Annotated in this window: 26 protein-coding genes and 2 pseudogenes; 22 read left to right on the forward strand and 6 right to left on the reverse strand. The window is 51.9% G+C overall.

Translation table 11 applies throughout. The annotated features are described in order from the left end of the window. The first annotated feature begins 219 nt into the window (after nucleotides 1-219). From ELR57_RS24885 to ELR57_RS24920, 8 genes are all read left to right on the forward strand, one after another. Complete coding sequence (locus tag ELR57_RS24885; RefSeq protein WP_126962113.1) at nucleotides 220-792, forward strand: DUF1802 family protein; 573 nt, start codon at nucleotides 220-222, stop codon at nucleotides 790-792. 220 nt (nucleotides 793-1012) lie between these two features. Further along, on the forward strand, nucleotides 1013-1792 hold the full coding sequence (gene sufC, locus ELR57_RS24890) for a Fe-S cluster assembly ATPase SufC (protein WP_126962115.1): 780 nt from the start codon (nucleotides 1013-1015) through the stop codon (nucleotides 1790-1792). A gap of 23 nt (nucleotides 1793-1815) precedes the next feature. Continuing rightward, the gene (gene sufD, locus ELR57_RS24895; RefSeq protein ID WP_126962117.1) at nucleotides 1816-3123 is read left to right on the forward strand and encodes a Fe-S cluster assembly protein SufD; all 1308 of its coding nucleotides are present in this window, start codon (nucleotides 1816-1818) and stop codon (nucleotides 3121-3123) included. Next, on the forward strand, nucleotides 3124-4353 hold the full coding sequence (locus tag ELR57_RS24900; protein WP_126962119.1) for a cysteine desulfurase: 1230 nt from the start codon (nucleotides 3124-3126) through the stop codon (nucleotides 4351-4353). Next, complete coding sequence (gene sufU, locus ELR57_RS24905; protein WP_126962121.1) at nucleotides 4337-4786, forward strand: Fe-S cluster assembly sulfur transfer protein SufU; 450 nt, start codon at nucleotides 4337-4339, stop codon at nucleotides 4784-4786. Before ELR57_RS24900 ends, sufU begins: the two co-directional genes overlap by 17 nt. A 31-nt stretch (nucleotides 4787-4817) precedes the next feature. Further along, nucleotides 4818-6215, forward strand: coding sequence for a Fe-S cluster assembly protein SufB (sufB, locus tag ELR57_RS24910; RefSeq protein ID WP_126962123.1), 1398 nt, complete (start codon nucleotides 4818-4820; stop codon nucleotides 6213-6215). A gap of 1307 nt (nucleotides 6216-7522) precedes the next feature. Then, on the forward strand, nucleotides 7523-8071 hold the full coding sequence (locus tag ELR57_RS24915) for a M57 family metalloprotease (protein ID WP_158630161.1): 549 nt from the start codon (nucleotides 7523-7525) through the stop codon (nucleotides 8069-8071). A 20-nt stretch (nucleotides 8072-8091) separates the two neighbouring features. Further along, nucleotides 8092-8793 carry a hypothetical protein gene (locus tag ELR57_RS24920; protein ID WP_126962127.1) on the forward strand — a complete coding sequence of 234 codons (702 nt, stop codon included), beginning with the start codon at nucleotides 8092-8094 and terminating at the stop codon, nucleotides 8791-8793. Between the two features lie 86 nt (nucleotides 8794-8879). On the opposite strand, the gene ELR57_RS24925 is transcribed toward ELR57_RS24920, so the two are convergent. Next, nucleotides 8880-9176: a hypothetical protein gene (locus ELR57_RS24925; RefSeq protein ID WP_126962129.1), complete on the reverse strand. Its 297-nt coding sequence runs from the start codon at nucleotides 9174-9176 to the stop codon at nucleotides 8880-8882. Nucleotides 9177-9444: 268 nt separating this feature from the next. Further along, nucleotides 9445-9690 (reverse strand): PLD nuclease N-terminal domain-containing protein, encoded by a 246-nt coding sequence (locus ELR57_RS24930; RefSeq protein ID WP_370452349.1) that lies wholly within the window; start codon nucleotides 9688-9690, stop codon nucleotides 9445-9447. Between the two features lie 184 nt (nucleotides 9691-9874). On the opposite strand from ELR57_RS24930, the gene ELR57_RS24935 reads away from it, so the two are divergent. After that, entirely contained in the window at nucleotides 9875-11047 is a 1173-nt protein-coding gene (locus ELR57_RS24935) for a C40 family peptidase (RefSeq protein ID WP_126962131.1), read from the forward strand. A 109-nt stretch (nucleotides 11048-11156) separates the two neighbouring features. Here the strand turns inward: ELR57_RS24935 and ELR57_RS24940 are convergent, their stop codons facing one another. Then, entirely contained in the window at nucleotides 11157-11897 is a 741-nt protein-coding gene (locus ELR57_RS24940) for a molybdenum cofactor biosynthesis protein (protein WP_126962133.1), read from the reverse strand. Nucleotides 11898-12029: 132 nt separating this feature from the next. Between ELR57_RS24940 and moaA the strand changes: the two genes are divergently transcribed. From moaA to ELR57_RS24985, 9 genes and pseudogenes are all read left to right on the forward strand, one after another. Next, complete coding sequence (gene moaA / locus ELR57_RS24945; protein ID WP_126962135.1) at nucleotides 12030-13037, forward strand: GTP 3',8-cyclase MoaA; 1008 nt, start codon at nucleotides 12030-12032, stop codon at nucleotides 13035-13037. A 117-nt stretch (nucleotides 13038-13154) separates the two neighbouring features. Further along, nucleotides 13155-14606, forward strand: a complete 1452-nt coding sequence (locus tag ELR57_RS24950) for a bifunctional metallophosphatase/5'-nucleotidase (protein WP_238162681.1) — start codon at nucleotides 13155-13157, stop codon at nucleotides 14604-14606. 23 nt (nucleotides 14607-14629) lie between these two features. Then, nucleotides 14630-15469: an undecaprenyl-diphosphate phosphatase gene (locus ELR57_RS24955; protein WP_126962137.1), complete on the forward strand. Its 840-nt coding sequence runs from the start codon at nucleotides 14630-14632 to the stop codon at nucleotides 15467-15469. A 248-nt stretch (nucleotides 15470-15717) separates the two neighbouring features. Continuing rightward, nucleotides 15718-16818 (forward strand): HD-GYP domain-containing protein, encoded by a 1101-nt coding sequence (locus ELR57_RS24960; protein ID WP_126962139.1) that lies wholly within the window; start codon nucleotides 15718-15720, stop codon nucleotides 16816-16818. 109 nt (nucleotides 16819-16927) lie between these two features. Then, nucleotides 16928-18082, forward strand: coding sequence for a radical SAM/CxCxxxxC motif protein YfkAB (yfkAB, locus tag ELR57_RS24965; RefSeq protein ID WP_126962141.1), 1155 nt, complete (start codon nucleotides 16928-16930; stop codon nucleotides 18080-18082). Between the two features lie 70 nt (nucleotides 18083-18152). Continuing rightward, the gene (locus ELR57_RS24970; protein WP_126962143.1) at nucleotides 18153-19520 is read left to right on the forward strand and encodes a hemolysin family protein; all 1368 of its coding nucleotides are present in this window, start codon (nucleotides 18153-18155) and stop codon (nucleotides 19518-19520) included. 184 nt (nucleotides 19521-19704) lie between these two features. Continuing rightward, nucleotides 19705-19929, forward strand: a complete 225-nt coding sequence (locus tag ELR57_RS24975) for a spore coat associated protein CotJA (protein WP_126962145.1) — start codon at nucleotides 19705-19707, stop codon at nucleotides 19927-19929. Between the two features lie 138 nt (nucleotides 19930-20067). Further along, nucleotides 20068-20301: pseudogene (locus tag ELR57_RS28430) on the forward strand (spore coat protein CotJB); the annotation flags it as partial. Nucleotides 20302-20313: 12 nt separating this feature from the next. Continuing rightward, a pseudogene (locus ELR57_RS24985) lies at nucleotides 20314-20688 on the forward strand (manganese catalase family protein); the annotation flags it as partial. 11 nt (nucleotides 20689-20699) lie between these two features. Here the strand turns inward: ELR57_RS24985 and ELR57_RS24990 are convergent. After that, the gene (locus ELR57_RS24990; RefSeq protein ID WP_126962150.1) at nucleotides 20700-22148 is read right to left on the reverse strand and encodes a recombinase family protein; all 1449 of its coding nucleotides are present in this window, start codon (nucleotides 22146-22148) and stop codon (nucleotides 20700-20702) included. Between the two features lie 14 nt (nucleotides 22149-22162). Then, a complete protein-coding gene (locus ELR57_RS24995) occupies nucleotides 22163-22840 on the reverse strand; it encodes a LexA family protein (protein ID WP_158630162.1) in 678 nt (225 codons plus the stop codon). A 155-nt stretch (nucleotides 22841-22995) separates the two neighbouring features. On the opposite strand from ELR57_RS24995, the gene ELR57_RS25000 reads away from it, so the two are divergent. The 3 genes from ELR57_RS25000 to ELR57_RS27970 are packed head-to-tail and all read left to right on the forward strand — an operon-like array spanning nucleotide 22996 to nucleotide 23684. Then, nucleotides 22996-23238 carry a helix-turn-helix transcriptional regulator gene (locus ELR57_RS25000; protein ID WP_126962154.1) on the forward strand — a complete coding sequence of 81 codons (243 nt, stop codon included), beginning with the start codon at nucleotides 22996-22998 and terminating at the stop codon, nucleotides 23236-23238. A gap of 53 nt (nucleotides 23239-23291) precedes the next feature. Then, the gene (locus tag ELR57_RS25005) at nucleotides 23292-23474 is read left to right on the forward strand and encodes a hypothetical protein (protein ID WP_126962156.1); all 183 of its coding nucleotides are present in this window, start codon (nucleotides 23292-23294) and stop codon (nucleotides 23472-23474) included. Nucleotides 23475-23519: 45 nt separating this feature from the next. Next, complete coding sequence (locus tag ELR57_RS27970) at nucleotides 23520-23684, forward strand: hypothetical protein (RefSeq protein ID WP_158630163.1); 165 nt, start codon at nucleotides 23520-23522, stop codon at nucleotides 23682-23684. 152 nt (nucleotides 23685-23836) lie between these two features. On the opposite strand, the gene ELR57_RS25010 is transcribed toward ELR57_RS27970, so the two are convergent. Continuing rightward, nucleotides 23837-24037 (reverse strand): hypothetical protein, encoded by a 201-nt coding sequence (locus tag ELR57_RS25010; protein WP_126962158.1) that lies wholly within the window; start codon nucleotides 24035-24037, stop codon nucleotides 23837-23839. A gap of 92 nt (nucleotides 24038-24129) precedes the next feature. Between ELR57_RS25010 and ELR57_RS25015 the strand changes: the two genes are divergently transcribed. Continuing rightward, nucleotides 24130-24492: BRO-N domain-containing protein (locus ELR57_RS25015; protein WP_192896617.1), on the forward strand; the 363-nt coding region annotated here is incomplete at its 3' end.

Raw genomic sequence — 24492 nt, forward strand, 5'->3', positions numbered from 1 at the left:
TAGCCTATCGCATCGCCTTGCCGGCTGAAAGCCCTCGGGCCGCCTTCCAGCAAAAAGACACAGCGAGGAGGCGATAGCGTCTCCAAGGCTGTGCCTCTCCGCCGTCGGTCAAGGCCTTGCCCAATTTGATTCTCTCATTATAAGGGAAGCGGAACATTTCATCCAGCGATAACCGATATGTTATAATCCGAATATAGAGAAAGAAAGGGGAAGAGCGGCATGCTACAGGAGATTGCGCTTCGCGAATGGGCGGTTGCCGTGAAGGCGCTGGAGAGCGGAAGGCAAGTGATCGTGCTGCGCAAAGGCGGAATCGCGGAGGAGACGAGGGAATTCCGTCTGGAAAGCCCTCATTTTTATTTATTTCCATCTTATGAGCATCAGCGTCCGGAATTGGTCAAGCAAGAGACAAGAGACGTCGTCGGCGACACGATCCGGGAAGCGGAGAGCCATCCCGGAGCCGTCATGATCGCGTCGTACGCGGAAGTCGCGGACGATATCGAAGTAACGGATAGCGAGACGCTGTCCCGTCTCCGCGATCTGCATATCTGGACGGAAGAATACGCGGAAGAGAGGCTGAAGTGGAAGAAGACCAAGCCCCTGCATGTGCTGGTGCTTCGGATGTACAGGCTGGGGAAGCCCGTGCTCGTTCCGATGAAGGAAAGCTACGGCGGCTGCAAGTCCTGGCTCCGCTTCGAGGATCCGCTCCCCGAACTAAGCGGAATCCCCGTATTGGCCGACGACCTGTTCGAAGAGCGGGTGGAAGCTGTTAAACGAGCCATTCGGGGCGAATAATCAGAACCGGCGCCGAGATGTCTGTGATAAATATCACACTTAAGGCGCGTCGGTTGCGTTTTTTCTCTGATTTTCATAAAATGTAGGTTGAGAATCAATGAGAATCAAATTAAAATAATTATAAATAAGGATGAACCAAACGTTGCAATCGACATCTAAGCACCATGTGAGCGGTCAACCGCAACGGGATTGGAGTCCTCATCACCTGGAGGGAAACGATATGTCCAGCTTGTTCGAAATCCACGGCCTGCGATCGGCCATTGAAGGTAAAGAAATTCTGAAAGGCCTCGACTTGAAGATCGAAGGCGGCCAAGTGCACGCCATCATGGGACCGAACGGTACCGGCAAGAGTACGCTTGCGTCCTCGATCATGGGTCATCCTAAATATGAAGTTACGGGCGGCGAAATTCTGCTCGAAGGCGAAGACGTTCTGGAGATGGGCGTCGACGAGCGCGCGCTTAACGGCCTGTTCCTGGCTATGCAATACCCTAGCGAAATTACCGGCGTCACGAACGCGGACTTCCTGCGCAGCGCGATCAACGCTCGCCGCGGCGAAGGCAACGAGATCTCCCTGATCAAGTTCGTTCGCCTGATGGAAGGCAAGATGAAGGAGCTCGAGATGAATCCCGAGTTCATGCACCGTTACCTGAACGAAGGCTTCTCGGGCGGCGAGAAGAAGCGCAACGAGATTCTGCAGATGATGATGCTGGATCCGAAGCTGGTCATTCTCGACGAGATCGACTCGGGCCTCGACATCGACGCCTTGAAGATCGTCGCTGCCGGCGTGAACGCGATGCGCTCCGAAGAGCGCAGCTTCCTGATCATCACTCACTATCAACGCTTGCTTAACTACATCAAGCCGGACTTCGTGCACGTTATGATGCAAGGCCGCATCGTGAAGTCCGGAGGTCCGGAGCTTGCAGAGCGTCTTGAAGCGGAAGGCTACGATTGGGTCAAAGAAGAGCTGGGCATCGTCGACGAGACGGTTGGCCAGGCCTAAGAGGATAAGGGAGGCTAGCAATCATGAGTACACCGACCACCTCTTTTAACCGCGAGGCGGCTGCTGCGTTGTCCCGCAGCAAGAACGAACCCGCTTGGCTCGTCGCTTGGCGCGAGCAAGCCGGCGAATGGGCTTCCGCGCTGGAGCTGCCGAAGCCGGAGAAGACGCCGATTCACCGTTGGACGCTGGATGTTCAAGGCGCGCATCGCCCGGGCAAGGCCGTAACGGCCAAAGCCGATCTTCCTGCCTCCATTGCTTCCAAGCTTTCGGAGGAAGAGATCGAAGCGGTCATCGTTCAGCACAATTCTTCCGTTATCTACACCCGCCTGTCGGATGAGCTGAAGGCGAAGGGAGTCATTCTGACGAGTCTCGAAGAAGCGGCTCGCTCGCATGAAGAGCTCGTTCGCGGCCATCTGATGACGGCGTACGAACGGGATGAGCACAAGCTGTCCGCGCTGCACGGCGCTCTGTGGAACGGCGGAATGTTCCTTTACGTTCCGCGCGGCGTCGTCATCGAGAAGCCGGTACAGGCGATCTTGTTCGCGGATGACGCGGAAGCGACGTTCGCTCCCCATATTCTGGTCGTAGCGGACGCGAACAGCCAAGTCACCGTCGTCGAGCACGTGTCCTCGGACCTCGGAGAAGGCGTATCGGCTACTCTGCTCCATAACGCGGCGGTCGAGATCTTCGCGAAGCCGGGAGCCAAGGTTCGATACGCATCCGTCCATCACATGGACAGCACGGCGATCGACGTAACCTACCGCCGCGCTATCCTGGAAAAGGATTCCCGCATCGAATGGATCGTCGGCGAGCTTCACGAAGGCAATACGCTGGTGGACACGAAGTCGATCCTCAAGGGCAACGGCTCCACCTCCGACGCGAAGGTCATCTCCGTCGGAACGGGCTCCCAACGCATGAGCCTCACGACGCGCGCCGTACACTACGGCCTCTCCTCCGAGAGCGACATGATTACCCGCGCCGTGATGACGAATGAAGCGACGGCGATTATCAACGGAATCACGAAGATCGAGAAAGGCGCGACCAAGGCGAACGGCCAGCAGACCGAGAAGGTCCTGATGCTGAGCCCGAAAGCACGCGGCGATGCCAACCCGATCCTTCTTATCGACGAAGACGATGTCAAAGCCGGCCACGCGGCGAGCGTCGGCCAGGTCAATGCGGAGCAGGTGTATTACCTGATGTCGCGCGGGATCTCCAAGGAAGAAGCGGAACGCCTTATCATCTATGGATTCTTGGATCCGGTCGTTTCCGAAATTCCGGTCGAGTCGGTCCGCGACGAGATGCACCGCATCCTTGAAAGGAAGCTGGGGTAAATGGATCCGATCGCGCTGAAAGCCGAGTTCCCGATTCTTCACCAGGACATTAACGGCCATCCGCTCGTCTATCTGGACAACGCGGCGACTTCCCAGAAGCCGCGGAGCGTCATCGAAGCGGTTAAACGCTACTACGAATGGGATAACGCGAACGTGCACCGCGGCGTGCACACGCTAGGCTCGCGCGCTACGGACGCTTACGAAGGCGCCCGCGAGAAGGTAGCCCGGTTCCTGAATGCGGCGAGCCGGGAGATCGTCTTCACGCGAGGAACGACAACGGCTTTGAATCTTGTTGCGCACGGTTATGCGCGTCAGGTTCTGAAGCCGGGCGACGAGATCGTCATCACCTATATGGAGCATCACAGCAATATCATCCCTTGGCAGCAGGCCGCCAAGGCGACCGGCGCGACGCTGAAGTACATTCCGCTGCAGCCGGACGGTACGCTTGCGATGGCCGACGTGGAGAGCACGGTGACGGAGAACACGAAGATCGTCTCCATCGCTTATGTATCGAACGTACTCGGCACGGTGAATCCGATCGCCAAGATCGCGGAGATCGCTCACCGGAAGGGCGCGATTATCGTCGTCGACGGCGCGCAGAGCACTCCGCATCTGAAGGTCGACGTGAAGGCTCTCGATGTTGATTTCTATGCGTTCTCCGGTCATAAGATGTGCGGACCGACCGGAATCGGCGCTCTATATGGCAAGGCGAAGCTGCTTGAGAAGATGGAACCGATGGAATTCGGCGGAGAGATGATCGACTTCGTCGGCTTGCAGGATTCCACCTGGAAGGAGATCCCTTGGAAGTTCGAAGGAGGCACTCCGATTATCGCGGGCGCCGTCGGGCTTGGAGCGGCGATCGACTTCCTCGAGAGCATCGGCCTTGACGAGATCGACCGTCATGAGAAGAAGCTCGCGAAGTACGCATACGAGCGCTTGTCGGCGATCGACGGAATTTCGATCTACGGACCGAAGGCCGATCAACGCGTCGGCCTCGTGACGTTTAACCTGGGCGACGTGCACCCGCACGACGTGGCGACGGTGCTCGACACCGAGGGCGTCGCCGTCCGCGCCGGCCATCATTGCTGCCAGCCGCTGATGAAGTGGCTGGAGCAGAGCGCTACGGCAAGAGCAAGCTTCTATCTGTACAATACCGAACAAGACGTGGACCGTCTCGCCGAAGCGCTACTGAAGACAAAGGAGTTTTTCGGCTATGAACCCGTTAGATGATCTCTACCGCCGCGTTATTATGGACCATTATAAGAATCCCCGCAATCGAGGAGCGCTGGAAGACGGTTCGGTTACCGTCAACCTGAACAACCCAACCTGCGGAGACCGCATCAGCCTTCAGCTCACCCTGGAGGACGGTATCGTGAAGAACGCGAAGTTCACCGGCGAAGGCTGCTCGATCAGCATGGCTTCGGCTTCGATGATGACCGATGCCGTCAAGGGCAAGACGGCTGCCGAGGCGCTGTTGCTGGCTGACAAGTTCTCTTCCTTGATGAAGGGCGAGAAGGCGGAGTTCGATGAATACGAGGATATCGAGGCGCTGTCCGGAGTCAATAAATTCCCTGCCCGTATCAAGTGCGCGACTTTGTCGTGGAACGCGCTTCGCAAAGGCGTAGAGAGCGGTCAAGGCGAGCACGAAGGAATCGAAGAATAATAAAACCAACAACAGAAGGAGGATGATCGCCATGGCAAAGCAAATGCCTGAGATGGAAGAGTACAAATACGGCTTCCGCGACGAGCATAAGGCGATATTCCAATCCGGCAAAGGATTGACCCCGGAGATCGTGCGCACGATCTCGGAGATGAAGGGCGAGCCGGAATGGATGCTGAATTTCCGTCTGAAGTCGCTGGAACAGTTCAACAAGATGAGCATGCCTCGTTGGGGCGGCAATCTTGACGAGCTGGACTTCGACGATATCCAATACTACGTCAAGCCGTCCGAGAAGCAAGGCAAGACGTGGGAAGAAGTGCCGGAAGAGATCAAGGCGACCTTCGACAAGCTGGGGATTCCGGAGGCCGAGCAGAAGTTCCTCGCCGGCGTCTCCGCTCAGTATGAATCCGAAGTCGTCTACCACAACATGCAAGAAGACCTCGAGAAGCAAGGCGTTATCTTCATGGATACCGACTCCGCTCTCCGCGAGTATCCGGAGCTGTTCAAGGAATACTTCGCGACGGTCGTTCCGGCGGCGGACAACAAGTTCGCGGCGCTGAACAGCGCGGTATGGTCCGGCGGCAGCTTTATCTACGTGCCGAAGGGCGTGAAGTGCGAGATTCCGCTTCAAGCTTACTTCCGGATCAACTCGGAGAACATGGGCCAATTCGAACGCACGCTTATCGTTGCGGACGAAGGCAGCTTCGTGCACTATGTCGAGGGCTGTACGGCTCCGGTATACAGCACGAACTCCCTGCATAGCGCGGTCGTCGAGATTATCGTTAAGAAGGACGCTCGCGTTCGCTACACGACGATTCAGAACTGGGCTCCGAACATCTACAACCTCGTCACGAAGCGCGCCGTCGCGGAAGAGAACGCGACGATGGAATGGGTCGACGGCAACATCGGCTCCAAGCTGACGATGAAGTACCCTGCCGTCGTTCTGAAGGGACGCGGCGCAAAGGGCATGGTTCTCTCCATCGCCGTCGCCGGCAAGGGCCAGCACCAAGACGCCGGCGCGAAGATGCTTCACCTGGCTCCGGACACGACCTCGACGATCGTATCGAAGTCGATCTCCAAGCACGGCGGCAAGGTGACGTATCGCGGCATCGCGTCGTTCGGGCGCAATGCCGAGGGAGCGAAGTCGAACATCAAGTGCGACACGCTCATTCTCGATAACCAATCGACCTCCGACACGATCCCGTACAACGAGATCATGAACGACAACGTGACGCTCGAGCACGAGGCGACCGTCTCCAAGGTATCCGAAGACCAGCTCTTCTACCTGATGAGCCGCGGCCTGTCCGAAGCCGAAGCGACGCAGATGATCGTCATGGGCTTCATCGAGCCGTTCACGAAGGAACTTCCGATGGAGTATGCGGTCGAGATGAATCGTCTTATCAAGTTCGAGATGGAAGGCAGTATCGGCTAAGCTTACAGCCGTGGGGCTTTCGGGGATTCATGCGAGGCTTGTCCGGGTTTTGTCCGGTTTTAAAACGGGGCATGGCGCTCGTAAAGACTTAATGAATCCTGCTCAATCTTTTTAGTGATGTAAAGATACGTGTCCGTTGTGATTCTGGTGCTTGCATGCCCTAATCGCGCGGACACGTATTTTTTTTCTTTTTAAGAAGATGAACAGCATGAGGGGGCGTCAATATTCGAGTTGATAAGATTGGCAAGCAAATATGCATGTCACTTAAAAATCTCTCCAACAACATTTTTACGAAACATCCTCAGTAATGTTGATAAAAGACAATGTTAGAGGTTTGAGCCTTGTAGAGGCGATCGTCCAGCTTAATTGTCTGAGAATCTTCTTTGATTGTGGGGTTGAAAGGTAAGGCTCCTAGTTTAAAGGGTAACATTGCAGCCTATCATTGGTTAGAATTTTTGCTCTAGAATCAATGTAAGCTCTTTAACAATAAAGAATTGGATCTGTCACTGCGTATCGATATCCTTCGAAACTATAATTTTCCTCTATATATTCTCAATTCGTTTCTTAATCCTTTCGTTCCCGTCTTCCTCAAATACATACTAAGTATTTTCTGCGGCTATTTGTCTTTCTCTGTCTTGAATCCTTCTTTACGACCTACTATTGTTTTTCTGATTTTGATCAATAAAGTTAATTCAACGAACACCCACATTTACAACTCGCTTGAGGGATAGTCCATTTTCTTTTCTTCAATTCTCATCAGACAAAAGATAATCGTATATAAAATGTTGAGCGAGATCGCCCCGTTAAAAACGTCCGTGTAGTATTTGTAAAAAGTGCACCATCTCCAACAGCCTTTTGGGATGGCTCAAGGTCAACATTACTCGTTTGAATCAAATTCCGTGATATTGCCATGATTTTACTGTTAAAATCCGAATCCGTTGGATAGCCGCAAGACATTCGGCACCTGGCATTGAATTTGCAGCATCGTAGCCGCCCCGAACAGACATATATCAACCTTTGGTGAACAAGAGGTCTTGATAAAATAATAGTAAGTCGATGGTAACACCCGTCAGTTGTAGTCGTGGTGATATCGTTATGCCAACGCAGATCTCTTTCGCTACGTATGCCTTACTTGGTAATCAGCTCAGAGGCAAGGTCTAACGGACTTATTTTGGATAAAATACAAAAAAATAAAAAAAATATAAAGAAAAAGGAGGAATAATAGTAATTATGTGGAATCACTATAACGGAGGAGGTAAAATAAAGTAGAAATAAGTGGAAAATACATGAATCTAGGAGGTTTTATGATGAAAAAAGGATTTATACTATGTAGTGTTCTTACTTTGGCATTGGTTGTACCATTATCAAACGCAAGTGCATATAATCTTTTAACCACTAAATGGCCGAAAACAGTAGGATCGACCTACGTTGTAAAAGTGAAATATAGTACGATTATTTCTACAGATGCAAAGAATGCGTTTGATACCGCTGTCTCGGATTGGAACAGTGCTCAAACAAAAATTAGCTTTAATTTATCAACCTCAAATTCTACTAGTAGTAATGTAGTAACCACAGAAAATGTTGCGGATCAATCACTTTTTGGAGATACTTTACTTACTTCTAGCGGAACCACAATAAGCTATTTCACAGCAATGATAAACGTCGGAAATTCAGATGTAATTAATAAATCTAATACTCGCAGAAGTGCTGCAGGTCATGAACTCGGTCATGCTCTCGGTTTAGATCATCCCCCAGCTCCAACACTTTCAATAATGAATTCTTTTAGAGATCGAGAAGTAGTATACACACCACAATTAGATGATAAGGATGGTATAAAGGCTCAATACCCACTATAAGTTCAAAGGAGGAATGAATAATGACAATTAAGAACAGCTACAAGTTATTAGTTATTGCACTCGTAGCGCTTTTAGCGTATTTTATTTGGAATGGATCTGAGGGTTCAGAGTCAAACTATAAAACAAATGCCAGTGCAGCAAAAAATGAAGCCAAAGTAATAAATGTTAATAAGTCATTTGACTACGCAACAAGTGGTGATATTGAAGGCTTGGTAAATTACGCCGATTATGTTGTTAGTGGTCACTATGAAAAGCTTGAGAAACAGTGGGATATGGGTGGGGGTTACGTTAGTGATGTTTATTCGTTTGTAATTGATGAATCCTTGAATGGTGATTTGAAAGATACCATTAGTGTAGCAATCCCACAATATGTTACTTTGTATGCTGATGTAGAAGGTCAATCTTATTCAGCGAATCTAGATCTTCCAAACAAAACAACCCCGACTAGCACATCCAAATACATTTTATTCTTAAAGAAATATGAACCGGCCAATATTTATACCCCTGCAGCAGTTCCATTCCAAGTTGAAATTAGTTCAACTGGGCAAACGGCTCTGATATATAATAAAAAAATAAGTACATTGAAGAAAGTTGAAACAGCACAAAAAACTGTTGTTCATTTTAATCTAGACAATCCAAACGATGGGCTTGTAGATGAGATATCAGGATTAAGTGAAAAAGAAATTCTTTCAGAAATAACTAATGCAGTAAGCCAGAAATAATTTTTAGCCCGGGGGCTTTGGCCCTCGGGCTTTTCTTATTTAAACCGATCAAAGAAGAAAAACGGTCTTTGAACTATCATGTTACCTTAACAAATTTGATGCATGCCCCTCGCGATAGTACCATTCTTTTTGTCTACATAATCAATTCCACTTTCACAATTACTTTTTCGTTCCCATTTTATTTCATACTCATCCTGTTTTTTTAGGATAGAAACGATTTCAATTTCACCAAAATTGAATTTTTGTTCATGTTGGGTTTTAACTGTTTCTATTGCTTGGTCCTCAGTTATTGTACCAATCTGAATTTCACTCTCATTGCTGTTTTTGGTACAGGCGGTAAGTAAAATCAGTAGAGTAATTACAATTGTTAAATTAATTTTCATTTTTACCCTCCTTATAGTCTCGATCCTTATATAACGACGAAGGGACTTTTATAAATGTTCCGTTATGAAGAAGCTTTTGAGCTATTATGGACGAAAACAACAGGCTGCTCTCTGGATAACGGACTCTGGTTGCCAACAGAAAAACACCGCCAGAGATGTTCCTTACATCTTTCGATGCAGAGCATTTCTTTTGACGGTGTTTTGATTAGTTTCACGCTAGGAGGTCATTCCCTTCTTCCTTACGAGAGAGGCTGCGTAGGTTTTTTGGTTAGAAACGGCTTCTGGAGCCGTTATCGTTGCGAATGATCAGGTATACGATCAAGCCGAGGATAGGGAAGAAAAACAAGCCCAGCAGGACCAGAATCGCGAACTCCTGGCTTCTTCCTTTGTTTAGAGCATCCCGGTAGGCCCATACGCAGATCGCTACTTGGGCGATAAAGAGCAGAATGGAAAACAGGAAAAAGAATGCGATGATCCCGCTGAAGAAGCCGGCGCCTCCGTCGTCGATCGCCAAAGAGATGTCTCCTTTCAAGGCGTAGGATGTTAAACATTAACAATAATACGCGATAAAGGAAGAGAAGTTCCGTTCTGCAAGCCGACTACCCATAGGAACTTCGACGGCTTCCGGATATTTTGCATAGAAGCGATCCATTCTATCGGAAGGACAGGAATATGGGCATGGCAAGGAGCGGGATCGGGTGGATAAAAACAAACGGTTAACGAAGCGGATGGCGGCTGCTGTTCCAGGCACTCTCATGCTGTCGCTAGCAATCGCCTTGTCGGGGTGTGCGGCCAACAACAACGAATCCGGAGGGAACGTTCGCAAGTATTCCGCGCCGGTTCGAATCAAGACGCTGGAGCAGACGAAGGCCGAGGAGAACGGCTCTCCGAGCGTTGTCCCCGTCAAAGTTATCCAGAACAGCGAATACGTGGCGCTCGGAGACGTCGCCCGGGCGATGGGCTTCCACGCGATGTGGCTTCGCGACGGGCATTACGGAATCGGGGACAACGACGCGGCCTGGAAGTTCAAGCCCGGCATGAGCTCGGCGATGGTTGGAGACGAGAACGTCAAGTTGCCGGCGCCCACGATCAAAGAGAGCAATCGGCTCTATGTGCCGGTTAAAGGGTTAAAAAAGCTGTTCGGAGATGTCGCGACGTTCCGCGCGGATTCGGAGACGGTCTCCTTCTATCCGCATTCGGACCACATTCTCCGGAACGGAATCAAAGCCCAGGCCGTTAATCCGCATGGGGGCTGGGAACATCGGAACGAACACGGTCCTCAAGCGGAGGAGCTTCTTCCGGGAACCGGAGGGGCCGAGGCGCCGAATACGGCCGGCGGGCCGACGAACCTCTCTCCCGATGAATCCTTCGGCAACGCAGCCGCAGAGGAATCGGCGAATCCCTCCGGAACGAACGAAGGGGCGGGAAGCTCATCGGAAGGACAAACCTCTAACGCAAGCAACGGCACGGCCGAAGCGACGGCTGTGATAACGGAGGCGAAGAAGTATCTAGGCGTCAAATACGAATTCGGCGCGGGGGATTATAAGGATACCGGCCGATTCGATTGCTCCTCGTTCGTTCAGTTTCTCTTCGCGAAGGAAGGAATCACGATGCCTCGTGCGGCCAGGGACCAGGCGGAGCTCGGAACCAAGGTATCGCGGGACCAGTTGAAGAAAGGCGATCTGATGTACTTCTACGTGCCGGGACGGTTCAAGAGCGACAGCACGGTGGGGCATGTCGGCATCTATATGGGCGACGGCAACATGATTCATGCGAGTCCGGCGTCGGGCGAAGGGGTTCAGATCACGCCGATCGACAAGCCGTACTGGGCGAGAACGTACCTGTACGCGAAGAGAGTACTCCCGGAATGACAGAAGAGCTATCCCTCTCGTTCCAGCAACGAAGGGGATAGCTCTTTTCATGGAATGGGTCAATTGGTCTGTCATATACATAAATAGTTTTCGGGGGCTGGGGAAACGATTAGTCGGCGAGAGGAGCTAACGGGTTCCAAGGGCCTTGCTGATGTCCCTTCCATTCCGAGCCGTCCTCGTAGACTTCCTTCTTCCAGATCGGAACGGTCTGCTTGAGCCGATCGATCGCATATCGGCTGGCCTCGTACGCGTCCGCGCGGTGAGAGGAAGAGACGCCGATGACGACGCTGGCTTCTCCGATGTCCACGCGTCCAATGCGATGATGAATGGAGACCAGCGTTCCGGGCCAGCGGCCGGCAATCTCCTCGCCGATGGTTCTCATCGCTTGAAGCGCCATTGGCGCGTATGCCTCGTATTCCAGCGTGACGGTGCGGGAGCCGGCCGTCCATTCGCGGGTCGTTCCTACGAATAGAATCGTCGCCCCATGATCGGGATGCGCCACCCACCTTTGAACCTTTTTCGCTTGGAGCACTTCCTCCGTGATCGCATATCTCGCGCCTTCCGGGTCCTCGTCAATCGAACCATCCGCTTCATCGCCCGAGCCGCCGGAGACCGGAGGCAGCAACGCCAGCTCATCCTCGGCGCGAAGCTCGGCGGAATCGTCCGAGAACGTCCGGTTGCAGGCCATGAACGATACGGAGATAAGCTCCGCATGTTCGGGATAGATCTGCTTAAGCCGACCTTTGAGCTCTCCCGATGTCAGCTTTGCTTCAGGATATTCAAGATTCAGAATTCTCGCCTGCAAACGCTCTGCCAGTCCAGCGAATAAGGTAATTGTCCATTTGTGCATTCGGATGAGTCCTTTCATGCTTCCCTAGCCCGGGGAGATTTCCTTACACAAGCATACCATATCGCCATTGAAAATGTTATGCTAGAGGAACAAGAATGCGGGATTGGCAGCGAACGCTGAGGAGGGACCGACATGCAGGAATTGATCGATAGATACGGGAGAAAACATACCTACTTGCGGATTTCGGTCACGGACCGGTGCAACCTGCGTTGTCTCTATTGCATGCCCGAGGAAGGCATGACGTTCATGGAGCAGAGCAAGCTGCTCAGCTTCGACGATATCGCGGAAGTGGTGGAGACGGCCGCGGGCTTCGGGATCTCCAAGCTTAGAATCACGGGAGGAGAACCGCTTGTCCGCCCGAACCTCGATCAACTGATCGGACGGCTGTCGTCCATCTCCGGCATCAAGGAGATCGCCTTGACGACGAACGGCTTGCTGCTGGCGAACCAAGCGCAGAAGCTGAAGGACGCGGGCCTAAGCCGAGTGAACATCAGTTTGGACACGCTGGATTCGGCCCGGTTCCGCTTCATTGCCAGAAGAGGCGAATTGAGAAGAGTGCTCGAAGGAGTCGAAGCGGCGGCGAAGGCCGGCCTTGGGCCGATCAAGCTGAATTGCGTCCTGCTCAAGGGCATCAACGAGGACGAGATCGCGGAATTCCTTCGGATGTCCTATGAGCAGCCGCTTCATATCCGGTTTATCGAATATATGCCGATCGGGCACGACGATGCCGGCTGGCGCAATCATTATCTTCCGCTTAGCCGCGTTCTGGAGGTTGCGAATGCACAAGGGTATGCCATTGATTCGGCGAATGACGAGGCCCCTCAAGGGAGCGGTCCTTCCGAGAACTGGAAAATCCGCGGCGGGGTCGGGACTTTCGGTCTGATTCATCCGATCAGCGATCATTTCTGCAAGAGCTGCAATCGGCTGCGGCTTACCGCGGACGGCCATATCAAGCCTTGCCTGTACTGGATGGACGAGCTGAACGTGCGCCCGGCGCTCGGTTCCAAGGATGCGATGAACCGGCTGTTCCTCCGGGCGATGGATATCAAACCGGAGAACCACGAGATGGCGGCGCTGCTGGCCGGAGAGGCCCAGTCGCATATTCCGACCGAGCGGAGAATGTCCCAGATAGGTGGGTAAGGAGGAGGTTGCGCAGCCTCCTCTTCTCATGTTACGTTTACTGATAACGGGTTCGGGATCGCTTAATCGCGGCACGGAACGGAGCAAGCAGCCCGATTGCGCTTGCAGGAGGTTGAGATGAGCGAGAGCACTGTCGCATTGACCCTGCTTCATACGAACGATATCCATAGCCACTTCGAGGAAGCCTGCCGGATTGCCGGTCATGTGAAGGACTTGAGGGCAAACCGTTCTCCAGACGAACTGCTGCTGATCGACTGCGGAGACTTCCTCGATCGGGTTCGCGCGGAGACCGAAGGATCGGATGGAGCGGCTAACCGCGCGCTTCTGGATTACATGGGGTACGACGCGGTCGGCATGGGCAACAACGAAGGCTTGTCCTACACGAGGGATCAGCTCGGGTCGTTATTCAAGGAAGCTCCATACCCGATCGTGTGCGCCAATCTGATCGAGGCCGAGACGGGAGGCTTGCCGGTCTGGATGAAGTCCCACGTTCTCGTTCGGCGCGGGGGATTGCGAGTCGCCTTGCTCGGATTGACGGCACCGTACACCGACTTCTACGAACTGTTAGGCTGGAAGGTTCTCGATCCGATGGAGACGCTTGCGAGGATGGTTCCCGAGCTCCGCAAGCAGGCGGATCTCGTCGTGCTGATCTCCCATCTGGGACTGAAGCACGATGAGAACATAGCGTCGACCATCGAGGGAATCGACTTGATATTGGGCGCCCATACGCATCATCTGCTGGAGGTTCCTCTGCGAATCGGCGGCACGGTCATCTGCGCGGCCGGCAAGTTCGGCAAGTATGCCGGGCTCGTAACGATCCATCGGGAGCCCGAGAGCGGTACCTTGCGAATAGAGGGACGCGCGGAGACGACGGAGGCTTATCCCGTCGACCCGGGAGCGGCTCTTCTCGTCGAGGAGCATAGGAAGAAGGCGGAGGCAGCCATGAGCGGAACGATCGCGACGCTGCGTGAGCCGCTGGAGCTGCGGACAGATCGGGAATCCCCGCTGGGGACGCTGCTAGCCTCCGCCGTTCGCAAAGCGACGGGAGCTCGAATCGGGCTCGTGAATTCGGGACAGCTTCTTCGGAGCTTCCCGGCTGGACCGGTGACGGAGCTGGACGTGCACGAGGCCTGTCCTTCTCCGATCAATGCATGCCTGATCACGCTGAAGGGCTCGCTTCTCAAGGAAGCCCTTGAAGAGAGCCTGCTTCCCGAGTTTATCGGGTTCGAGTTCCAAGGCTTCGGCTTCCGGGGAAGAACGTTGGGGACGTTAAGCGTGGACGGACTGGAATGGCTAGTCGACGAGACGAAGCCTCCTCGGGAGAAGGTCGTCGGCATCTTCGTCGACGGAGAGCCGCTGGACACGGAGGCCGAATACGAGGTCGGAACGCTGGATATGTTCACCTTCGGGGTCGGTTACATGGGACTGAAGAAAGGGCGGGTTGTCCGTTACTTCCTGCCGGAATTCATCCGAGGCATCCTTGCCGGGGCGCTGCGGGACGAAGAGGCGCTGCTGGACTGCCGCCGCTCCCGCAGGCATTCGCCAGCGGATTCCAATATAGAATTCTGATCGAAAGAAACTGGAGGAGAACTATGGATTGGTTCGATAGCGTCATACTGGGCATTGTTGAAGGATTGACCGAGTTTCTACCCGTCTCGTCTTCGGGACACATGATTCTGACGAATAAGCTGCTTGGCTATGAAGACGCGCCCGATATTCTGAAGACGTTCGAAGTCGTCATTCAATTGGGGGCCATACTCGCGATTGCCCTCGTGTATTGGAAGAAGATTCTCCAGGTGTTCGGCCTGAACAAGAAAGAGACGGTCAAAGGGCTAAGCGTAGATCAGTTCCCGAAGAAGCGCCTTACTCTCGTACATGTCGCTATCGCGATCGTACCCGCTTTGGGGCTGGCGTTCCTGCTAAGGCATCCGATCAAGGATCTCGGCTTCTCGCAATACCCCGTGCTTCTCTCCTTGATCGTGGGCGGCATTTATATGTGGGTATCCGAAGCGTTGTACGACAAGGGCAAGATCAAACGAACGTCGGAGACCATGGATGACATTACATACAAACAAGCGCTTATCATCGGCTTGCTGCAATGCTTGTCCCTCTGGCCGGGCTTCTCGCGTTCGGGCTCCACGATCGCGGCGGGAATGCTGAGCGGGCTCAGCTACCGCGCGGCGGCGGATTTCTCGTTCTTCATCGCGATTCCGATCATGGTGGTCGCTTCCGGCTACGAGATTCTGGACAACCTGGGCAACTTCCATTCCAGCGACATCGGCTTCTTCGTTACCGGCTTCCTCGTCTCCTTCGTCGTCGCTTGGATCGTCATCGTAACCTTCCTTAAAGTGCTGCAGAAGGTCAAGCTTAAATATTTCGCCTGGTATCGTTTCGCGCTTGCCATTCTTTTCTACTTCTTAGTAATGATGTAGGCATTCTCGGCAGGACAGCAGGGAACCCGGCAAGATCGTTGGTGAACAATGATCTTGCCGGGTTCTTTTTTTGTGCGGAAATTCGGGAGCTGCTTACCAATTTATGTCGAAAAATGTTGTTTTACGAGGAAATATCTTGTACTAATCCTCCAAATCTCTTACATTATTCATAGGGAGATTTAGGAATTGGAAAGAAAGAAAGCCAAAGCATGTTCAACCATGCACCAAGAAAGGGGGACCCGTTACGAATGCGCATGATGCCGCTTGCCTCGATACATCCAGGTATGAAACTAGGCAAAAAGATCTATTCGGAAGAGGGCATCGTGCTGTTGGCAGAAGGAGTCGAGCTCACGGGAACCTTGCTGCGCAGGCTTGGTGACAAGGGGATTCACTATCTTTACATACAAGATCCTCGAACGGAGGGCATCGAAGCGCCGGAGCTGCTGAGCGAAGAGACCCATCGCCAGGCTTTGTCCACGCTTCGGTCCGTCTTCCGCGATCTGGTGGACCAGCCGGGCAAACGCCACGCGGGAACCTATCCTTACGTCGGCAAGACGATGCGGCAGCTGATGCATTCCGTGATGGAGGAGCTTCACCGCAGCAAGGATTCCATGATCATGCTCATGAATATGCAGACGGTGGATCATTACCTCTATATGCATTCCTTGAACGTGTGCGTCTATACGGTCTTGCTAGGCATGGCCTATGGATACAACTCGGAGGAGCTGTCGAACCTCGGGTTGGGCGCCCTGTTGCACGATGTGGGCAAAACCCAGATCTCCATGGATGTCCTGCTGAAGCCGGGAAGATTGTCGCACGAAGAGTACGAAGAGATGAAGAGGCATGCCGAGAGGGGCTTCTATCTGCTGAAGGACGAGCCGAACATTCCGTTGCTCGTCGCTCATTGCGCCTACCAACATCACGAGAGATTGGACGGCTCGGGATATCCGAGGGGATTGCAGGGGTACGAGATTCACGAATACGCGAAATGGATCGGAATCGTCGACTCCTATGATGCCATGACCAGCCACCGCGTCTACAAGAATCCGATGCTCCCGCACCAGGCGACCGAGACTCTCTATGCGGGAAGCGGGACGCTGTACGACACGGCGATGCTCAAGATTTTCCGGGATAAGGTGGCCATCTACCCGGTAGGCATCAGCGTTACGCTGAGCACGGGACAGACGGCGATCGTGGTCGATATCAACGCGGCCAGCGTTCACCGCCCTATCGTTCGGGTGCTGACCGACGAGAGCGGCGCCGACTTGAAGACGCCTTACGACCTGGATTTGTCCAAGAATTTGTCCGTCATGATCAACCGTATCGACGCCGGTCCATCGAACCGCTAGCGAGCTTGACATGGCTTCCGGGAGCTTGCTTCCGGGGGCTTTTGTTTGCTTTCCCGCGGCACGACAAGTACAATGAAGGATATATCTAGACCAGACAGGAGTACTTGCCATGCACGGCTTTGCCGCAACAAACCTGACCCCGCGCTTCGCGCCGCCGGCCGATCTTACCCCTCTGACGCCTCAATACGATCCTTGGGATCCGATTCGATCGCTTCAGAGATACGGCCGACATACGCTGACCAGCGTGGAGTTCACCGTCACCCATCTGTGCAACATGCGCTGCGAGCATTGCGCGGTAGGCGACAGCCTGACGATGACGGAAGCGCCTCACCTGCCGATGGATCTGATTCTCCGCCGCTTGGATGAGGTCGAGAATCTGGAGACGATCAGCTTGACCGGGGGCGAACCGACTTTCCGCGAGGAGACCGTTCGCGAAATCCTGCTTCCGCTTCTGAAGTATGCGCGTTCCCGGGGAATTCGTTCGCAATTGAATTCCAACGTCACTTTGGATTATTCCCGCTACGAGATCATCGCTCCTTACCTGGACGTCATGCACATCTCGATCAATTATACGGAAGCGTCCGACTTCCACGAGGTGGGATTCGCGCGGACGGGGCGTTCCGTCAGCCCGGCGGCGACCTCCAAGCTTTATGAGAGAATGATGGAGAACGCCCGCAAGCTGTCGCAAGATGGCGTTTTTGTGTCGGCCGAGTCCATGATCAATTACCGCACGTATAACAAGATGGACAAGATTCACAAGCTTATTGTAGAGATGGGCTGCAAGCGGCATGAGGTTCATCCGATGTATCCGAGCTCGTTCGCGTCGAATCTTCCCGTTATTACGCGCGATCAGATGCTGGATACGATCAACGGATTGCTGGATATTCGCGATCCGGACGTCTGGATGCTCTTCGGAACGCTGCCGTTCTTCGCCTGCGGTTCCGACAAGAAGGAACTGGCGCTGGTACGCCGCCTGGCCTCCGAGCCCAACGTGACGGTACGCAACGACCCGGACGGACGCAATCGGGTGAACGTGAACCTGTTCAGCGGGGACGTGTACGTGACGGACTTCGCGTCGATCCCTCCCTTCGGCAACGTCCAAAGCGAGAAGCTGGACGACGTCTTCGCGAAGTGGCAGGATCACTCCCTTCAGAAGAAGGTTAACTGCCACTGCCCGTCCGCCGGATGCTGCGGTCCTAATCTCTTGGTATCCGACATGTATTTCAAGGAAGTCGATTTTACCCGGCGCCAATCCTTGATTTAACCGATTGCATTATGGTTACCTGGAGCCTGGAACGGGATTTCTTATTTTTTGAAGGGGTGCCATAACGGTTTTGCATACGGAATTCTTATGGGGTTCTATCTTCTGGAATTTGTTGATCGTCCTTGTTCTTGTCCTTCTGAACGGCTTCTTCGTAGCCGCGGAATTCGCTCTTGTTAAAGTTCGCCAGAGCCGGTTGACCCAGCTTGCCAACGAAGGCAATGGCAGAGCCAAATATGCGCTTAAAGTAAACAATAAGCTGGACGTATACCTGTCCGCTACTCAGCTTGGAATCACGTTGGCGTCACTCGGACTCGGTTGGACGGGAGAACCGGCAATCGCCGAATTGATCGTCGAACCGCTCATGTATCAGATGAATATCACGGACGAGACGGTCATTCACACCGTAGCATCGATCGTAGCTTTTGTCGTGATTACATTCATGCATATCGTGTTGGGCGAGCTTGCGCCTAAATCGTTGGCCATTCAGAAAGCGGAAGGTGTCTCCTTGTGGCTGAGTTGGCCGCTTCTAACGTTCTATCGCATCTTCCTTCCGGCGATCTGGCTGCTCAACGGCGCGGCTAACCTGCTGCTGAGGATGGTAGGCGTTCAGCCTGCCGGCGAGCATGAAGCTCATACCGAAGAAGAGATACGAATTCTGATGAACGAGAGCGCGAAGAGCGGCATCATCGACAAGGAAGAAATGACCTTGTTCGATAACGTCTTCGAGTTCGCGGATCGAGTCGCCCGCGAGGTGATGCTGCCGCGAACGGACATGGATTGCATGTTCACGAATCAATCCATGAGAGAGAACATGAAGGTCGCCTACGCTACGAAGCATACCCGTTATCCTCTCGCGGTCGATGACAAGGACCAGATTATCGGCTTCATTCATATTACCGATCTGCTCACGGCCGATCCCGACGAGGATCACGACCTTCGGGACTTCATGCGTCCGATTCTCAGCGTTCCGGAATCCATGGAGATCAGTAAGGTGCTGAAGCTGATGCAGAAGCGCAAGTCCCAGCTCGCCATCGTCATCGACGAATACGGCGGCACGGCCGGGATGCTGACCGCGGAGACGATCCTTGAGGAGATCGTCGGCGAGATCCACGACGAGTTCGACAACGAACCGCCGAGCATCGTGATCAAGGGCGACGTCACTTCCGTCGAAGGGCGGATGCTGATCGAGGACGTCAACGACATGTTCGGGCTCGACATCGACGACGAGGAAGTCGATTCGATCGGCGGCTGGCTGTTCCGCAACCTGGAGGGCAATATCGCCAAGGGGCAGAAGTGGATCCACGACGGGTACGTATTCGAGATCGCCCACACCGAGCGTCTTCGCGTCCTGCGGGTTCATATCTTCAAGCTCAAGAGCGCGGATAAGACGAAGCAGGGAGAAGAGCAATTGTCCGGCGCGGGAGCATCGGAAGAATAATCCTTTAATAGAGAGCAGCTTGCCGATTGGCGCAAGCTGCTCTTTTTCGCGTTAGATCGGGCGCACGAAACGGACGAACGTCCGCTTTTTATTTTGCGCGGGCTACAAGTTTCGGCTGATCTTCACATATACGTAGAACGTATGCCTATACCGACCGAAGGTTTTCTCAGAAGGAGGAGTGACGGTGTACGACAACGATCAATGGCGCGAATGGAAGCCGTATGTGAGTCCGTGCGATCCCTGTCCGCCGATTCTGGTAAAGCGCTATGTGGTGCCGCCCAATCAATATATTCCTTTTCAGCCGATGAATCTTCCCCAGTTCCCGCTCCACGAAGCGCTGCGGAGAGGAACGCTGTGGCCCGCTCTGTACAGCCCATACCCGTCGAGAAGAGCGACCAAAGGAGGGTAAGCGATGGCAGAACGCCAAGATCGGTATGACAGGTCCGACCGGTATGATCGCAATGACGGCAAAGACCGCTCCGGTTCAGGCAAGAAAGAACCGGCCTCCGCGCCGGAACGATCGGTTCCGGGGGACGAGAGATACCGCGCGGAGCTCGAGCAGCTCCAGATTGTCGACTTCGCCTTGGTGGAGCTGACTCTCTATCTGGACACCCACCCGACGGATATGCAGGCGATCCAGCAATTCAATCAGCTCGCTCAGAGGCGGGGGCAGCTTGCTCACGCGTTCGAGATGCAGTACGGGCCGCTTCTTCAATTCGGACACAGCTACACCAAGTTCCCTTGGCAATGGAACGAACCGCCGTGGCCATGGCAGGTATAAGGAGGAGCATGGATGTGGATCTATGAGAAAAAGCTGCAGTACCCCGTGCGAGTAAGCAAATGCGATCCGAGAATGGCGAAATTCCTGATTGAGCAGTACGGCGGGGCGGATGGCGAGCTGGCCGCCGCTCTGCGGTATTTGAACCAACGGTACACGATCCCGGACAAAGTGGTCGGTCTTCTGAACGATATCGGCACGGAAGAATTTGCCCACTTGGAAATGATTGCCACAATGGTTTACAAGCTGACAAAGGATGCAACGCCGGAACAGATGGAGGCAGCGGGGTTGGGGGAGCATTTTGTCAACCATGACAAGGCGCTGTTCTACAACAATGCGGCCGGGAATCCATGGACAGCTACTTATATTCAAGCCAAAGGCGATCCATTAATGCGTTGAGGCTAAACAAAGGATTTCCAAGTAATACTTACATCAGAACCATTGAGCAAGGTTATTTCAGATATAAGCTGACGAATTGCCGACTTTGCTTTAACTCTATCATCCCCGGTTATATCACCCCATAATTTCCTCGCGCTTTCCTTAAGTCCGCTTACATCTTGTTTTCTATCCGCCAGTTTTTGAAGCTTTTTAGATATTTCAAGACGTTCTCTTTCGGCCCGCTCTGTTGCTATCTTCAGATCGGAGGCGGTGATCAAATCATCAGAATATGCATCAATGTTCTTCTGAATCCTTTTTTCAATTTTTTGTAGTTGGGCTTTAAGTTCGCCTATTTCGTTAACAATAATTGTTGGCTGTGAGAATGATAGCGTTAGTTCTTTATCAGACTTGTTTGCCATCGTTTGGATATGATTAATAATCTCTGATTCAAGATCATCTCGATGAATTGCGTGGTATTTGCAGCCATAGCCGAGTGTATAAGACGCGCAGACATATCGGAAGTAATCGTATGAAGCATTTTTACGTCTAACGCGTGCAGTATTGCCTTTCATATTTCTCCCACAATGGCCGCATTTAATAAGTCCTGTTAATAAGTATGTCTCACTGTCGGCGTGTTTTTTTGCGGGTTTTCTACTATTTAAGAGTTCTATTATCTTCTGATGACGCTCTTTAGAAAGGATCGCAGGATGATTATCTTCTTTAATGATCCACTCGTTTTTATCCCTTGCTACAATCTTGCCGTTCTTGTTCTTCCTGGCGTTAAATATAGCTGTTCCTGAAAGCATTGGGTTTAAAATAACTCTTTTAACATTAATCTGATCCCATGGCTTTCCTTTTCTCGTCAGATAACCGCAATCGTTTAAAATCTTTGCCACCATTCGGTATCCATGTCCTTGTTCGAATGCCGAAGCCATTGTTTCAACTACAATCAACTCTTTAGAATCAATTGAGTATTTCCCTTCAAGAACAGTGAATCCATAAGAAGGGCGAGAGAGGGCTTTGTCAGTATTTCGAGCAAGTGATAACATGTTGTCTTTTACTCTTTCGCTAATTCTCTCCCTTTCAAACTCAGCGAATGCCGCGAGTAATTGAAGCACCATTCTTCCTACTGCAGTTGAAGTATCAAACCCTTCTGATGCCGATACAAAGTTGCAATCATGATCGTTTAATAGATTTACTAACTGGAGCATGTCCAAGAGATTACGAGACATTCTATCCAGCTTTGAAGTCAAAACTATGTCGAATTCATTGTTATGTACATGTGTAATCATTTCTTGGGCTGCAGGCCTGCGCATATCTTTGGCGCTGTAACCATCATCAACAAAGAACGTTGGTCGCCCCCACCCCATAGCGATGCAATAAGCAGCAAGGCGTTCGCGCTGTTCATGTAATGAATTACCTTTATCCGCTTGTTCATCCGTACTTACGCGAATGTAAGCTGCTACACGCATTTTAAACAGCCCTTTCAATATTTAACGTTATATGGGGACATGTACCATATCATTTTTCCAATGACTTTTAGCGTGGAAGCTTCTTCAGATCCATATAGTTTGGCAATATGATCGGGATTGAAACTGTCAGGTTCAAGAGCAACTGTGTTTTGAAGACGAAAGAATCTTTTGAGAGTTGCGTCGAAACCATCAACACTAACAGCAGCTATGTCGCCATTATTTATTTCTTCTTTAGGATCAATAAGAGCATATGCGCCATTTGGAATAATTTTGTTCATACTGTCCCCATTTACACGCAGCAAGAAGGCATTGGGGTGTTTCTCCGCTAAAGATTCTGGAATTTCTATATAGTCTTCAACAGTTATCATCTCTAACGGTTGCCCAGCAGCGATAGAGCCGTATAAAGGAGCTTTATGTGATTTTCCTTTCACAGGAACTACATCATAACTAGCTTTAGTTTCATTAACAACGAAGGGACTTTTTACTTGTCCTTCATCAACGAATACCATGGGATTCACATTGAAGAGGGCCGCAATTTCCTTAATCTTGGATAATGCTGGAGATTGTTCGCCGGACTTCCACCGACCAATGGTGGAACGGTTGACATCTAATCTGCGCGCAACCTCAGCATCACTATACCCAGATTGATCGACCAACTTTGCGAAGACAACTTTAAAGGTCTCAAAAGTCATTTCCGTTTCCTCCTTCATATATAGACATTATAAGTAAATAGTGTGGGAAACGCAACAAATTTGTTGTGTCGAACGAAACAAGCGTATTTTGACAAAATTAGTGTTGCGTCGCACGAAACGTTGGAGTATATTGGTTCTACGAGGAGGTGAGAAACATGCCCGAGGCTACCTCTCAATACGCCGAACTCGTTTATCTGCGCAGGATAGTAAGGAAAGTTCCGTCCTCAGATATGGCGAAGACTATCGGCGTCAGCACCGAAACGTATCTACGATCTGAAAGGGGTGAGAGAGAATTCACACTTCTTGAGGCGATGAAAATCGCTAATAAGTTAAGAATGCCCATCTCTTATGTATTTCCAAAAATTTTTGAACTCGATGTTGCGAATAGCGCAACATAATCAGCGGCAAGTCGGACAATCGTTGCGGCATACCATTTAACGAGGTGGTGGCGATGGGAAAGCGTAGAGAGCGGCCTCAAATCAGAATTGTTGCTCATTTCATGAAAGTAAATGGGGTGCTGGTGGAGATTGATCCGATCAAAGCTGGCATCCCGGACCGGTGCAAAAAGGTAGTCGCTGAGATCATGTCAGGTAAGAAGTATGAACTTGTCGATCGAGTTGCAAGCAGCTCCTAACGGGGCTTGCTATAAAGGACAAGCATAATAAAGGAGCTGATCCCCATGCCAAGACTTCAAGCCGAGATCGACCCTGAAACGATCCGAGCCGAGAAGCTGCATCGATTCTTCCGCCACTTCGAGATCCAACGCCGCTACAAGATCACTTTTCGCGAGTTCGTCGCAATGGTAGACGCCGGCACATGGGTCCCGTATCTGGCGGGGCAATGAGGAGGAGGTGAGAAGGTGAAGGACTTAACGCAAGCCAAGGAAGTAAGGAACGCCTCGTCGGCAGCAGAAACAAATGAATTGCTTAGCAAGGGATGGACGTTGCATTCCGTCCACCCCAACGCAAACGGGATCATCTTCGTGTTACTTAGATTCTAGAACCCAAGGTCTCCGAACTCGCTTTTCAATTTCGAAAGCATTGCAACGTTTGAAGGTTTACCAAGGACGTACATCGGACAAGCGATATCTTCGTTCCGAAACGGGACAACACTTATAATCTTCCAACCTTCTTTCAAGAACTTGTTTGCTTCCTGATCGCTGGATGTCTGAATCACTTCAACGATATCATCGTACATCGAATTTCCTCCTATTTTGTTAAATGGTAAGTCTGGACAACTTCCAGTATTCGACAGGAGATGAGGTTAACCCTTCAAAGGAGGTAAGGCTATTGAATCAACTTCAAGTATTCAACTTCCAAGAAACTCAGGTCCGGACGGTCGAGAAAAACGGACAACCTTGGTTTGTGCTTAAGGATGTCGCTGACGTATTGGAAATAGGACACGTACCGGCATTGCGGCAGCGGCTTTCCGATGATGTAGTTTCAAACTACCCCATCCMTGATTCGCTTGGMCGCCAGCAAGAAACAACAATCATCAACGAAGACGGCCTTTACGATGTCATCCTAGAAAGCCGAAAGCCAGAAGCTCGGGCCTTCCGAAAATGGATCACTTCCGAAGTGCTCCCAACAATCCGCAAGACCGGCTCTTACACGGCAGACAAGCCCAAATCTCAAGCCGAGCTCCTTCTGATG

Origin of the sequence: Cohnella sp. AR92, from assembly GCF_003990975.1 — a bacterium.
Classification (GTDB): Bacteria; Bacillota; Bacilli; order Paenibacillales; family Paenibacillaceae; genus Cohnella.